Source organism: Hymenobacter psoromatis (assembly GCF_020012125.1).
Classification (GTDB): Bacteria; Bacteroidota; Bacteroidia; order Cytophagales; family Hymenobacteraceae; genus Hymenobacter; species Hymenobacter psoromatis.
Genome location: NZ_JAIFAG010000001.1, coordinates 998,854 through 1,012,295, shown reverse-complemented (window position 1 = coordinate 1,012,295; position 13,442 = coordinate 998,854). Strand labels below are relative to the sequence as shown.

Below are 13,442 nucleotides of genomic sequence, written 5' to 3'. Positions count from 1 at the left end.
AGTCATGAAAAATACGTTTACTCGCAGCGCCAAGATTCTCTCTATTGCTGCTTCAACGCTGCTGCTGGCCCCAGCTTGCACCAAGGACCTTAACCGCACGCCCACCTACGACCTGACCGCCGACAAAGTCTACAAAGACGCTGCTGGCTATAAAACGCAGTTGGCCAAACTCTACGGCGGCTTTGCTCTCACGGGCTCGCAGGGCCCTGCTGGCACTCCCGACATCAAGGGTATTGACGAAGGCACCTCTGACTATATCCGCCAGCTTTGGAGCGCCCAGGAGCTCACTACTGACGAGGCCGTAATTCAATGGGGTGACCCCGGCATTCAAGACTGGCACAACCTGAACTGGACTTCTAATGGCGTGCTTATTCGGGGCCTTTACAGCCGCCTGATGTATGAAGTAACTATCTGCAACAGCTACTTGCAGCAGGCGGCTGACGCGCAGCTGACCTCCCGTGGCATCACTAGTACTGATGCGGGTAGTATTGCTACTTTCCGGGCTGAGGCGCGCTTCCTACGGGCCCTGGCCTATTACCATGCCCTGGACCTGTATGGCAATACGGCCTTCGCTACCGAGAAGGATATCATTGGCGGTACTGTTCTGCCTCCCCGCACTACGCGCGCCGATTTATTCACGTATATCGAAACGGAGTTGAAAGCCATCGATACATCCTTGCTGGCTCCTCGCGCCAATGAATACGGCCGCGCCGACCAGGCAGCCGCTTGGGCATTGCTGGCAAAGCTCTATCTCAATGCGCAGGTATACACTGGCACGCCCCGCTACGCCGATGCCGCTACGTATGCCAAAAAGGTTATCGATGCCGGTTATAAGTTGCTACCTAAATACGGCAATCTTTTTTTGGCCGACAATGACAAAAACAACACGGAAATTATTTTCCCCATCGTGTTCGACGGCAAGTTTACCCAGAGCTACGGAGGTACTACCTTCCTGACACACGTTGCCGTACCGAGCACGGCTGTAGCCACCTGGAACCCAGCATTCTACGGAATTGGGGGCGGCTGGGGCGGCGCCCGCACTACGGCCAACCTATTTCAGCAGTTCCCCGATACGGCCAGCGACTCGCGCGGCCGTTTTCACACGGGTAGCCAAAGCCTGGCTATCGTTTCGCTCACTGACTTTCAGTATGGTTATGTGCCTATCAAGTTCCGCAATGTAACGTCGGCTGGCGTAGCTGGCTCAGATAACACATTCGTAGATGCTGACTATCCTATGTTCCGTTTAGGCGATATGTATCTGACTTATGCGGAAGCAGCCGTGCGAGGCGGTGGCGATATGGGCCTGGCCCTGACTTATGTAAACACCGTGCGTTCACGTGCCTACAATAACACGACTAATGGCAACATTACGGCCAGTAATCTAACCTTAGATTTTCTGCTGGCTGAGCGCTCACGGGAACTGTTCTGGGAAGCCACCCGCCGTACCGACCTTATTCGCTTTGGGCGCTTCACCAGTGCTTCTTATCTCTGGCCCTGGAAAGGTGGGGTGATGGCAGGTCAAGGAGTAGCCGATACGTATAATCTGCTCCCAATTCCTTCCTCGGAACTGAGTATCAATCCTAACCTTCAGCAAAATCCTGGTTACTAAGCCGGGCACTCCTTGTCTGGCCGCGCTTCTCCCATTTCTCACCCATTCGCAAGTAGCTATCTCATGCAATCCTGGTTTATCAAAACAACCGTCGGTGCGGGCACGCTGGCGCTGCTGGCCCTAGCAGCCTGCAAAAAAGACGAGGTGCGGGCCACCCTGACCCCGGCCAGCACGCCTACCCTAACTGCCTCAACTAGCGCCGTAGTGCTGTCCTCAGCCAACGCCGCACAGGGTGCCGTTATCTTCACCTGGACCCCGATTTCGGGCTTCAATTGGACCAACGTCGAGCATCCGTACGACCCAGCAGTAACTTATATGCTGCAATTTGCCAAGAAAGGCAGCAATTTTGCCGCGCCCTTCAATATCTCAGCTGGCGCAGGACCGAATACGACCTTGAATGTCGCTGATTTTGACGCAGCGATACTGGCAGCGGGCATCGCGCCTAATGTAACTACCGACCTAGAAGTGCGCCTGCAATCGGCATACGCCAGTAACCAGCCACTTTACACAGCCTCCCTACCACTAACTGTGACTCCGTACCCCGCCTGCCAACAGCCAGCTAAAGCGTGGGGCATCGTGGGGCCGGCGGGGCCGGGCTGGCCGGGTGGTGCCATTGATTTTACGATGACTTATGATTGCGCTGCCCAAACTTACACGTACACGGGGCCGCTGAAGGCGGACCAGTTCAAATTTCGCTTCGGTAAGGAATGGGCTACTAACCTGGGCGGCAAAGGCCCGAACGTGCCCCTGGCACCGGGCGGCGATAACCTGGTAGTCGCCACGCCCGGCACGTATACGGTGGTGCTTTTCGCTGCGACCGACACCACCAACCTGGCCAAAGCCTACTACACCATTAAGTAGCAGGTTCTCATTTTCTGATTAAAAAAGCCGCTGCTTACCAGCGGCTTTTTTATTTTTGCACCCCAAAGCGGCACTAAATTGGCTAGAGCCACGTTCGGGGGCCTGCGCTGGTTAGCAGCGCGACTATTGTTGTCCACCTATTCCTTTAGCTTATGCGTTCGGTAATTCTGCTTGTGGCAGCCATTATTTCTGTGGCCGTCGCGCCGGCAATGGCCCAGGTAGCCTCGGCCGTGGTAAAAACGACGGAGCCTGTTTCGCCCCGCGCTAACCCGGTGGCGGACCGCGTAGAGGCCCTCACCACCAGCATGACGCAGGCGCTAGGCCTAACCCCGGCGCAGGTTGAGAAAGTTCGGGCCATCAACGAAGGCGCGGTGCGCAGCGTGGAACACGCCCGTGCCCGCTACCAGCAGGACCCCGCCAAGCTACGCGACTACATGGAGGCCGTGGGTCTCAGTCGCCTAGAGCGCCTGAAAGACGTGCTCAACCCGGCCCAGTTTATTAAGTACCAGCAGAAGCGCGAGGAAAAGATGGGTATCCCAACAGCACATGCAGCCCAGGGCACGCCGCCTCCCGGCCTACCCGCTGGCCGCGGCGACGAGTAAATGAATAATTAGGGCGTGTGGGCGGTAACTAAAAAGTTCTTCTTTGGTTACCACCCACACGCCTTTAGTTTGATTCCTACCGTGTCACTAGTCCCGCGTAGTACGGATGTTTTCGCCAGCCACTTGCCAGCTATCGCTTCGGCGGGTCAATTCAAGGTGTATGCCCGCGAACAGTTCCGCACTCATACATCACTATATGGCCGGCGCGACTATTACAAAATTTCCTTATTTACCGGCAGCAGCCGCTACCACTACGCCAACCGGAGCGTGCTGATTGACCAGCCCGCGCTGGTGTTTTCCAATCCGCTGGTTCCTTATTCCTAGGAAGGCATTTCGGAAGAGCAAGGCGGTTACCTGTGCTTGTTTACGGAGGAATTTCTCATCCTCAACGACCGCGCCGCCAGCCTGCAAGAGTCGCCGCTGTTCCAGCTCGGCGGCGACCCGGTTTATTGCTTGAACGAAGGGCCGTACGTCGACTTGCATTACCTCTTCGGCAAAATGCTCTAGGAGCTGAACTCGGGCTACCCCTACAAGCAGGAGGTAGTGCGTAATTATTTAAACCTGGTTTTTCACAAGACCCTGAAGCTACAGCCGTGGGCGGCCTACTACCAGCATCCGAACGCCGCCAGTCGCATTGCGGCACTGTTTCAGGCGCTGCTGGAACGACAATTTCCGATTGACTCGCCCGCCCACCGGCTCAAGTTGCGCACCCCCGGCGATTTTGCCCGTTGCCTTTCGGTGCACGTCAACCACCTGAACCGGGCCCTGCGCGAGCTTACCGGCAAAACCACATCCGTGCACATCGCGGAACGTATCACGCGCGAGGCCAAGGCCCTGCTTCAGCACACGAACTGGAGCACCGCCAAAATCGCTTACGGGCTGGGCTTCGAGTACCCGACCTACTTCAACAACTTCTTCAAGAAGCAAACCGGCACCACCCCGTCGGCCCTGCGTGCCTTGCTCAGTCAAGACCACGAAGCTACCGCGCCGCCGCCCGCGGTTTAAATTTCCTATCTTTTTGTTTGAATCCTGTTAGGATGCCGTTGCGGGTCGGGGGACCTTTGGGTTGTTCAAGTAACACAGCATCTTTGATTTAACTAGCATGTCCCCTACCCTCACCATCGCGCCCCACTCAGCTGCGCCGCTCACCGTCAATCGCCTGGGCTTCGGCGCTATGCGCCTTACAGGTCCCGGCGTGTGGGGCGAGCCCGCCGACCGGCCGCAGGCGCTGAAGATTCTGCACGCCGCCGTAGCCGACGGTGTCAATTTTCTGGATACCGCCGATTTCTACGGTCTGGACGTGACCAACCGGCTGATTGCCGAGGCCCTCTATCCCTACCCCAAAGACCTAGTAATCTGCACGAAAGTGGGCGGCGCTCGCCAGCCTGATAAAAGCCTGGTACTATTTGCCCGACCCGAAGAGCTGCGCATCAGCATTGAAAATAACCTGCGCACCCTCCGGCAGGAGCAGATTCAATTGGTCCATTTTCGGGTGATGCCCCACGGCGAAGTGCCCTTTGCCGAGTCAATGGGGGCCATGTACGAGTTGCAGCGCGAGGGTAAAATCCAGCACGTGGGCGTGAGCAACGTGACGCCGGCGGAACTGGAAGCTGCTCTGCAACTGGGCCAGGTAGCCAGCGTGGAAAACATGTATGGCTACGCGCAGCGCACCACCTTGCACGAAGGCCACCGCGAAACCAGGAGCGGCGAAGTGCTGCCCCTGTGCGAGCAGCACGGCATTCCGTTCATCCCTTTCTTCTCGCTGGTCCACGGCTTACCCAACGCCAACGACAAGCTGGCCGAGCTGGCCCGGCAAAAAGGCGTGACGGTGGCCCAGCTCAACATCGCGTGGCTGCTACATAAGTCGCCGGTGCTATTGCCCATACCGGGCACCTCATCACTGGCGCACCTGCGCGAAAATTTGGCCGCCGCCGACATTCAATTGAGCGCCGAGGATATGGCTTATCTGGGGTAGAGACGAGGGGTAACGGGCTGGCCATTTAGGGCCAGCGCGCGGGCGAGTTAGCTCACTCAAGAACTAGTTGCTCATTGGCAATTCTTAATTTTTAGTTCTTCTCGGGCGGTGGGCTCAGCGCCTGCACCACCGGCCACGCCGAACTGCGAAACGCTACCGTGCGCAGGCCGGGGTAAGGAAACTCCGGCGGCACGGGCGGCAGCAGCATCGCCTGGGCGGCCTCCTGGCTCAGGGCTTCGCCCACCGAGCGCACGGCCCCGGCTGGCACGCCCAGGCGGGTTAGCTCGTGCAGCAGCGCCCAGCCGTTCAGCTCCGCGATGCGCACCAATAGCAATTCTTCGAGGGCGGCGCGATGGCGCACCCGCGCCGGATTGGTGGCAAAGCGCGCCTCAGCGGCCCAGTGCGGGCGCATCAGCACCATACACAACTGCTGAAACTGCGCGTCGGTGCCCACAGCCAGTATCAGCCGCTGGCCGTCGGCGGCGCGGTACACGGTGCCGTAGGGCACGATGCCGGGGTGGCCCGAGCCCAGCGGCACCGGGTCGTGGCCGGTGGTGAGCCAAGTACTACCCTGGTTGGCCAGCGAAGCCAGCGCGCTATCGAGCAGGCTCACTTCGATAAGTGCGCCTCGGCCGGTTTTCTCGCGCTGGTAAAGCGCTGTGAGGATGCCTTCCTTGAGTTGATGCGCGGCCAGTAGGTCGATGAGGGCCACCGGCATTTTCTGGGGCGGGTCGGCGGGGCAGGCGGCGTTGAGGTGCATGAAGCCGGTTTCGGCTTGCAGCACAGCATCGTAGCCCACGCGCGGGCTGGCCGGCCCGTAGCCCGTGAGGTGGGCGTAAATAAGGCGCGGATTGGCCGCCGCCAGCGCGGCGTAAGTCAGCCCGAATTTTTCAGCATCGCCGGACTTGTAGCTCACCAATAGCACGTCAGCCGCCAGGGCCAACTGGCGCAGCCCGGCCTGGGCGGCGGGCTGCCGCAGGTCGAGCGTTAATGATTCCTTACCCCAATTAGAAGCCGCGAAATAGGCCGATACGCTACTCTCGGGGTCATCGCTGGGCGTGCGCCAGGTGCGGGTGACATCGCCGGCCGGCGGCTCTATTTTCAACACATCGGCCCCCAACTCAGCAAAAAACTGGCCTACCTGTGGGCCGGCCAGCACGGCGGCCAGTTCCAATACCCGCAAGCCAGCAAAGGGAAGACTATCAGACATTTGGCAATTAAGTTTGGTAGCAGCCGGATATATCGCCGAGCGCGGCCGGTTCGTTACGGCTACACTATCCCGGCCCGCGCAAATATGGGGAAAATCACTTCCCGCTCCCCTACCCCCCACAGCTGCGCCAGCTCGTCGGCCACCAGCGCCACCATATCGGCCCCGTCGTGTTGCCGGGCGTAGTTGGCTGTGGCCGACCACGAGCGCAGGTAGCCCAGCATATCGGCCAACTGCCAGTACTTGGTTACCGTGAAGTGGGCCCGCCGCACCCGCGCAAACGGGAAGGGCAGCTCCGCGTACTCGTTTTCCACGTGGCGGCGGTTGGCATCCCAATAAGGAGCCGCCGTTTCGTCGTGAAACTGGTTGAGCACTTGGTTGAGGGCCGGCTGGTCGGTGTGGCAAAACTGGTAGCCCCACTCGGCCAGCACGGTGCCGGGGCCGGCCACACGCCGCACTTCGGCGTGGTAGGCTGCCAGGTCGAACCAATGCACGGCCTGGCCCACGGTGATAAGGTCGAAGTAGTCGTCGGGGAAGGGCGTATGTTCAGCCGTGGCCACCTGGTAGTGAATATTGGGGCGCTCAGCAGCTTCGGATAATTGATTAACGCTGAGGTCGGTGGCTTCCACGTCGCGGAAGTAGTCGGCCAGCACCGCGGCCACCTGGCCGTTGCCGGTGGCGCAGTCCCAGGCGCGCAGGCGGTTGGGTACCTGCGGCAGCAGCCAGACGTATAGCTCGGGCGGATACGCAATGCGGTAGCGGGCGTAGGCCGCCGCTTGGGTGGAAAAACGGTCGAGGGGCATACCCGCGAAGGTAGCGGCAAACGGGGCACTTATCCGGCTTACCTTTGTTCTAAATCAAGCGGTTTGCTGGCCCAGGAACGCAAGGTCAGCTCCTTTTTTTCACTTTAGTAGCTGAACCTTTGACTTTCCACGATTTCAACCTCCACGACGACCTACTGGCCGGCGTGGATGCCATGAACTACCTCAACGCCACGCCCATTCAGGAGCAGGCGATTCCCAAGATTCTCGCCGGCAAAGACCTCATCGCCTGCGCCCAGACCGGCACCGGCAAGACGGCCGCCTACCTGGTGCCGCTGCTCGATAAGATTTCGCACGACAAGCACGGCACCACCTCTACGCTGGTGCTGGTGCCTACCCGCGAGCTAGCCACCCAGATTGACGAGCAGGTGACGGGCTTTGGCTACTTCGTAGAAGCTTCGTCCATTGCCATTTATGGCGGTGGCAAAAGCGAAAACTGGGAGCAGCAAAAGCGCGCCCTCACCAGTGGGGCCGATATTATCGTGGCTACGCCCGGCCGCCTTATCGCCCACATGCAGCTCGGCTACGTCAAATTCGACGACCTCAAATACCTGGTGCTGGATGAGGCCGATAAGATGATGGACATGGGCTTTGCCGATGACATCCTCAACATTGTGCGGCAGCTGCCCCAGGTGCGCCAGACGCTGCTGTTTTCGGCCACCATGCCGAGCAAAATCCGCGACTTCTCGCAGCAGATTCTGCAAAACCCTGATGAGGTGCGGCTGGCCGTGAGCAAGCCCGCCGCGGGCATCAACCAGCAGTTTTACATGACCTTCGACCACCAGAAGCTGCCCGTGCTGGAACACCTCATCAAGGCCCAGGACGTGCAGAGCATGGTGCTTTTTACCAGCAAGAAAGCGGCGGTGGCCGGCATCGTGCGCTCACTTAATAAGCTGGGCTACCCCGCCCAAGGCATCAGCTCCGACCGCACCCAGGAGGAGCGCGAGGACACCATGCGAGCCTTCAAAAACAAGCAGTTTCCCATCCTGGTGGCCACCGATGTAGTGAGCCGGGGCATTGATATTGACTCGCTGAGCCACGTGGTAAACTTCGACGTGCCCCGCGCCGCCGAAGACTACGTGCACCGCATCGGGCGCACGGCGCGGGCGGCCACTACCGGCACCGCCATCACCTTCATCGCCGACCAGGACCAGGACCGCATCATCAAAATCGAAAAGCTCATTGAGCGCGAGATTGAGAAGCAGGCCATTACCGAGGGCCTCGGCTACGGCCCGGCCCCCGAATTTGACCCCAAGCGCTTCAGCGGCCTGCGCGGCAAAACCGGCCCCCGCGACGGCGGCCGGGGCGGTAGTGGTGGTGGCAGCCGCGACCGCGGTCCCCGCCGCGAAGGCGAGCGTGGCCCGCGCGCCGAAGGTGACCGCCAGGGCCGCGACCGCGGCCCACGCCGCGACGAAGACAAGAACGACCCGCACCGCGCTGAGCGCATGGCGAATGCCGCCGCCCGCTTAGCCGCCATTGATGCCGGCCAAACGCCGATAGCTGCCTATGTGGCTCCGCCCCGCGAGGCGCGTCCGCCCCGCGCCCCGCGCCCCGAAGGTGAAGCCGCAGAAGGCACCAGCCGCCCGCCCCGCACCCCGCGCCCACCTCGCGAGCCACGCCCCGAAGTCGAAGCCCCTACCCCCCGTGAGCCTCACGCCGACGGGGAAGCCCCTACCCCCCGCGAACCCCGCCCCGACGGCGACAAGCCCGAAGGCCAGCGCCGCCGCAAGCGCGGTGGCCGCAACCGGGGCGGCAAAGGCCCGCGCCCGGAAGGCGAGGCCACTGCGGAAACGCCACCCGCCCCAAGCGCCGAGTAGTATTTTTCAGCTTTAGCCGCCCGGCCGATGATTCATCGGCCGGGCGTTTGCGCGTTTGGGGGCCGGCGATTTGTGTTGCAGAAGGGCCGGTTTGTATAGCCCTAGCGGGGGGTAGGGCCGGACCTTTGTTTAGTAGAATAACTACCCTTTTTACCGTAATCACATGACTAGCATCAAGAAAGTAGCTCTGGGTAGCCAGGGCTTGGAAGTATCCGTGGAGGGCCTGGGCTGCATGGGCATGTCGGGCTTCGTGGGCGGCACCATCTACGGGGCCATTGATGATACCGAGAGCATCGCCACCATTCACCGGGCCCTGGAGCTGGGCGTGACCATGCTCGACACGGCCGACGTGTACGGGCCGTTGCACAACGAGCGGCTGGTTGGCCAAGCCATTGCCGGCCAGCGCGATAAGTACACCATCGCCACCAAGTTTGGTTTTGAGATTGGCGACGATGCTACCTGGAACGGGCAGTTTAATGGGCGGCCCGACTACGTGCGCAAAAGCATCGAGCGCTCGCTAAAAAACCTGGGCACCGACTACGTGGACCTTTATTACCTGCACCGCCTCGACCCGGCTACCCCCATTGAGGACACGGTAGGGGCCATGAGCCGGCTCGTGGAAGAAGGCAAGGTGCGCTACCTGGGCCTGAGCGAAGTGCCGGCCGACATCTTGCGCCAGGCGCACGCCGTACACCCTATTTCGGCGCTGGAAACCGAGTATTCGCTCTTCGACCGAGGCGTGGAGGAGAATGGCGTGCTACAAGCCACGCGCGAGTTGGGCATCGGCTTCGTGGGGTACTCGCCGCTGGGCCGGGGTTTTTTATCGGGCGAAATCAAATCGCCCGACGACTTCGAGGCTACCGATTCGCGCCGGATGTTTCCGCGCTACCAGGGCGAAAACTTCTATAAAAACCTGGAGCTGGTGCGCAAGCTCGAAGCCTCGGCCCAAGCCAAGGGCGTAACGCCCGCGCAGCTGGCCCTGGCCTGGGTGCTGGCGCAGGGAGTAGTCACCATTCCGGGCACCAAGCGTCGCAAGTATCTGGAAGCCAATGTAGCCGCCGCCGATATTCACCTGAGCGCGACCGAGCTGGCTGAGTTGGACGCCATTCTGCCCGTAGGCAGCACGGTAGGCGCGGCGTATCCGAGCTTTTCGTAGCGCCGCTTATTGGTTGGCCAGGTAAAGCACTGGTTGCGGGCCGCACGCGATGAGTTTTGCCCCCGAAATTCAACTGACGCATCGTGGTTTTCTTGAGAAGGCTTGCAGCGCGGGGCTCACGGCCAGTACTTTATGGGACACCAGTATAGCAACTATTTATGAAACAGCAGGTTAAGGATTTTCAGGTACTGGCTTCCGTCACGGACTACACGCGGTATTACAACCTGCCGGCCCCGGCGCACCCGCTGCTCACGCTGATTGACCTGGGGACCGCCCGCAGTTGGGCTAGCGACCCGTTGTCGGCCGCCGAGCGGGCGCGGCTACTTACGCCGGTGGTGCCGCAGTTCTACATCATATTTTTAAAGCGCAATCTTAAAGGACTGTTACACTACGGCCGCCAAACGTATGATTTCAGCGAGGGCGTGCTGGGCTTCTCGGCACCAGGCCAGGTGTTCACGGTGGATGAGTCGCTCGATATTTCCGAGCTAACGGGCTGGATGCTGCTCGTCCATCCCGACTTGCTGCGTAAGTACCCGCTGGGCCAGAGTATTACCCGCTACGGCTTTTTCTCCTACGATGTACACGAAGCCTTGCACCTTTCGGCGCAGGAGGAGCGCGTACTCGATGACCTGCTGGCCGGCCTCAAAAGGGAGTACGAACGGCCACTCGACGCCTTTAGTCACGCGGTGCTACTGACGCAGTTGGAAACGCTGCTTACCTACGCCAACCGCTTCTACCACCGGCAGTTCCTGACCCGCCACACGGCTGAACACGACTTGCTGAGCCGCTTTGAAACGCTGCTCGCTGCCTATTTTGCGGCAGAGGCGGGCCAGCCCCTACCCACCGTGCAGCACTTCGCCGATGCGCTGCACGTGTCGCCGGCCTACCTCGGCGATATGCTGCGCACGCTCACTGGCCAAAACACGCAGCAGCACATTCACCAGGCTCTGATTGAGCGGGCTAAGCAGCTGTTGCTCAGCACGTCGCTGACCATTAATGAAACGGCGTTCCAGCTGGGTTTTGAGTATCCGCAGTATTTCACGCGCTTATTTAAGAGCAAGACGGGCCGCACGCCGGCCGCCTTTCGCCGGTCGGCCAACTGAGGACCGGCTAGCCCTACCCCCCCGTTCCGGGCCGGTCGCCAACAATGCGGCCGACTTTGGTCTTTAGGAAGCTGGTGAAAGCAAGCCGCCCGGCCCGTCGTCGCGCCCGGCTACTTTCCCGCTTCTGATATGCAAGTAGGAATTGATAGCTTCGCCGCCGCCAATATGGGCTTGGCGGCTGGCCCCGATAATGATAACGCGGCGGCGATGCGCCAGCTACTCGACCGCATTGCGCACGCCGACGCGGTGGGGCTCGACGTGTTTGGGCTGGGCGAGCACCACCGGCGCGAGTTTCTGGACTCGGCCCCGACCGTAATTCTGGGGGCCGCCGCCGCGCGCACTACCCAAATCCGGCTCACCAGCGCCGTGACCGTGCTCAGCGCCGCCGACCCGGTGCGGGTGTTTCAGCAGTTCGCTACCCTTGACCTCATTGCCCAGGGGCGCGTGGAAATGGTGGTGGGCCGCGGCTCTTTTACCGAATCCTTCCCGCTGTTTGGGCTGAATTTGCGGGATTACGATAGTCTGTTCGAGGAAAAACTCGGCCTGCTGCTGCGCCTGCGCGACGAGGAGCATATTAATTGGCAAGGCAAGCACCGGCCGGCCCTTACGGGGCAGGGCGTGTACCCGCGCCCGATGCAGGCGCGGCTGCCCATCTGGCTGGGGGTAGGCGGCACGCCCGAGTCGTTCGTGCGGGCCGGCACGCTGGGCCTACCCCTCATGGTGGCCGTTATCGGGGGCGAAACGCACCGCTTCCGGCCGCTGGTGGACCTCTACCGCGAAGCGGGCCAGCGGGCGGGCTTCACGCCCGAGCAGCTGCCGGTGGGCCTGCACTCGCTGGGCTACGTGGCCGAAACGACCGAGCAGGCCGTGGCGGAGTTTTATCCCGGCTACGCCCAGACGTTTACGGCCATCGGCCGGGAGCGCGGCTGGCCACCGGTTACGCGCCAGCATTTCGACGCGGTGGCCGGGCCGCGCGGGGCGCTACTGGTGGGCGGCCCTGAAGAGGTAGCCGAAAAAATAAACCGTCACAGCGAGGCGCTGGGTGGCCTCGCGCGCATCACCTTCCAAATGGACAACGCCAACCTGCCCCACGCCAAGCTGATGCGCGCTATCGAGTTACTGGGCAGCCGCGTGCGGCCACTGGTGCAATGAGGTAGTGGGGGTAACAGGTAATAAAAGAACGGTCATGCTGACGAAGGAAGCATCTCGACCGCGCAAGTAACCAATATCGTTGCAACGAAGCGGTCGAGATGCTTCCTTCAGCATGACCGTTCTTTTATTACCTGTTACCCATTATTACCCAAAAAATTCTGCTGAATCATCTGCATGAAGTCACTTTCAGTCATGTGGGCTTTTGCGCCCAGCAGGCGCTCGGCGTCGTCCCCAGCAATGTAGCGGAGTTGGTTTTTGCCGTCGGTGGCGGCTTGATAAATAATTTCGGCAATATGCTCGGGCTGAGAAGCAGCCCCGCCCCGGCTGCTGAAGGCATCGAGCACGGCCCGCATCTGGCCAGCGTAGGGGTTGGCTTCGCCGTTGGGGTCGGCCGTGAGATGCAGCGAGCGGCCCGCAAAATCGGTGGCTACCCCGCCGGGGGCCACCACTTTTACCTGAATGCCGAAGGGAGCCAGCTCATACCAGAGTGACTCCGAAAAGCCGTCGAGACCAAACTTAGTGGCGTGGTAGAGCGAATTCATGGGGAAGGCCGTGCGCCCGCCCACCGACGTGATGTTGATGATAACACCGGATTTTTGGGCGCGCATGGCCGGCAACACGGCCTGCGTAACGGCAAAAACGCCAAATACATTAGTGGCAAACTGTTGCTGAATCTGGGCGGGCGTAGCCGTCTCGAACGGCCCCACGAGGCCGTAGCCTGCGTTGTTGAGGAGGACGTCGAGCCGGCCAAATTCCCGCTGCGCCTGCGCCACGGCACGTTGCACGGAGGCCGCGTCGGTTACGTCGAGGGCATACACCCGCACGCCGGGTAAGTTGCTGAATTTGGCATCGGCGGGGTTGCGCATGGTAGCGGCTACCTGCCAGCCGTGGGCGGCGAAGAGGCGTACCGCGGCAGCGCCAATGCCCGTTGAAGTGCCCGTGATAAAAACTGTCTGGGCCATAAGGAGGGAGAAAAAGAAAAAGTGAACTCCGCTAGACGGTTCTAGACCCAACTTATTGCAAGAATCAGCAACGTTTTGGTCCAAATGCGGGTCCTTTAGCCTACCATCGCCGCGGCTATGACCGCGCAAGGTAATGCAGCCAGATTAATTTTTTTGTTTTTTATTACCCGCACGAAC

Annotated in this window: 14 protein-coding genes; 11 read left to right on the top strand and 3 right to left on the bottom strand. The window is 60.7% G+C overall.

The features are described from left to right. The first annotated feature begins 4 nt into the window (after positions 1 to 4). From LC531_RS04285 to LC531_RS04255, 7 genes are all read left to right on the top strand, one after another. Positions 5 to 1,609, top strand: coding sequence for a RagB/SusD family nutrient uptake outer membrane protein (locus LC531_RS04285; RefSeq protein ID WP_223649087.1), 1,605 nt, complete (start codon positions 5 to 7; stop codon positions 1,607 to 1,609). Positions 1,610 to 1,672: 63 nt separating this feature from the next. Then, the gene (locus LC531_RS04280; protein ID WP_223649086.1) at positions 1,673 to 2,470 is read left to right on the top strand and encodes a SusE domain-containing protein; all 798 of its coding nucleotides are present in this window, start codon (positions 1,673 to 1,675) and stop codon (positions 2,468 to 2,470) included. 152 nt (positions 2,471 to 2,622) lie between these two features. Continuing rightward, a complete protein-coding gene (locus tag LC531_RS04275) occupies positions 2,623 to 3,072 on the top strand; it encodes a hypothetical protein (RefSeq protein WP_223649085.1) in 450 nt (149 codons plus the stop codon). A gap of 123 nt (positions 3,073 to 3,195) precedes the next feature. Then, positions 3,196 to 3,396 (top strand): hypothetical protein, encoded by a 201-nt coding sequence (locus LC531_RS04270; RefSeq protein WP_223649084.1) that lies wholly within the window; start codon positions 3,196 to 3,198, stop codon positions 3,394 to 3,396. Between the two features lie 36 nt (positions 3,397 to 3,432). Next, complete coding sequence (locus tag LC531_RS04265) at positions 3,433 to 3,579, top strand: hypothetical protein (protein ID WP_223649083.1); 147 nt, start codon at positions 3,433 to 3,435, stop codon at positions 3,577 to 3,579. Positions 3,580 to 3,615: 36 nt separating this feature from the next. After that, positions 3,616 to 4,077 carry a helix-turn-helix domain-containing protein gene (locus LC531_RS04260; protein ID WP_223649082.1) on the top strand — a complete coding sequence of 154 codons (462 nt, stop codon included), beginning with the start codon at positions 3,616 to 3,618 and terminating at the stop codon, positions 4,075 to 4,077. A 97-nt stretch (positions 4,078 to 4,174) separates the two neighbouring features. Further along, the gene (locus LC531_RS04255; RefSeq protein WP_223649081.1) at positions 4,175 to 5,047 is read left to right on the top strand and encodes an aldo/keto reductase; all 873 of its coding nucleotides are present in this window, start codon (positions 4,175 to 4,177) and stop codon (positions 5,045 to 5,047) included. Between the two features lie 91 nt (positions 5,048 to 5,138). Here LC531_RS04255 and LC531_RS04250 read toward each other — a convergent pair whose 3' ends face one another. Next, positions 5,139 to 6,257 carry a CaiB/BaiF CoA transferase family protein gene (locus LC531_RS04250; RefSeq protein WP_223649080.1) on the bottom strand — a complete coding sequence of 373 codons (1,119 nt, stop codon included), beginning with the start codon at positions 6,255 to 6,257 and terminating at the stop codon, positions 5,139 to 5,141. Positions 6,258 to 6,316: 59 nt separating this feature from the next. Further along, entirely contained in the window at positions 6,317 to 7,057 is a 741-nt protein-coding gene (locus tag LC531_RS04245) for a class I SAM-dependent methyltransferase (RefSeq protein ID WP_223649079.1), read from the bottom strand. Positions 7,058 to 7,176: 119 nt separating this feature from the next. Between LC531_RS04245 and LC531_RS04240 the strand changes: the two genes are divergently transcribed. The 4 genes from LC531_RS04240 (at position 7,177) to LC531_RS04225 (ending at position 12,303) form a co-directional block, all read left to right on the top strand. After that, positions 7,177 to 8,892 carry a DEAD/DEAH box helicase gene (locus LC531_RS04240; RefSeq protein ID WP_416138213.1) on the top strand — a complete coding sequence of 572 codons (1,716 nt, stop codon included), beginning with the start codon at positions 7,177 to 7,179 and terminating at the stop codon, positions 8,890 to 8,892. Between the two features lie 163 nt (positions 8,893 to 9,055). After that, positions 9,056 to 10,048 (top strand): aldo/keto reductase, encoded by a 993-nt coding sequence (locus LC531_RS04235; protein ID WP_223649078.1) that lies wholly within the window; start codon positions 9,056 to 9,058, stop codon positions 10,046 to 10,048. Between the two features lie 158 nt (positions 10,049 to 10,206). Continuing rightward, on the top strand, positions 10,207 to 11,151 hold the full coding sequence (locus tag LC531_RS04230; protein WP_223649077.1) for a helix-turn-helix domain-containing protein: 945 nt from the start codon (positions 10,207 to 10,209) through the stop codon (positions 11,149 to 11,151). A gap of 129 nt (positions 11,152 to 11,280) precedes the next feature. Then, entirely contained in the window at positions 11,281 to 12,303 is a 1,023-nt protein-coding gene (locus LC531_RS04225; RefSeq protein ID WP_223649076.1) for an LLM class flavin-dependent oxidoreductase, read from the top strand. 134 nt (positions 12,304 to 12,437) lie between these two features. On the opposite strand, the gene LC531_RS04220 is transcribed toward LC531_RS04225, so the two are convergent. Next, positions 12,438 to 13,265 (bottom strand): SDR family oxidoreductase, encoded by an 828-nt coding sequence (locus LC531_RS04220; RefSeq protein ID WP_223649075.1) that lies wholly within the window; start codon positions 13,263 to 13,265, stop codon positions 12,438 to 12,440. Between the last annotated feature and the right edge of the window lie 177 nt (positions 13,266 to 13,442).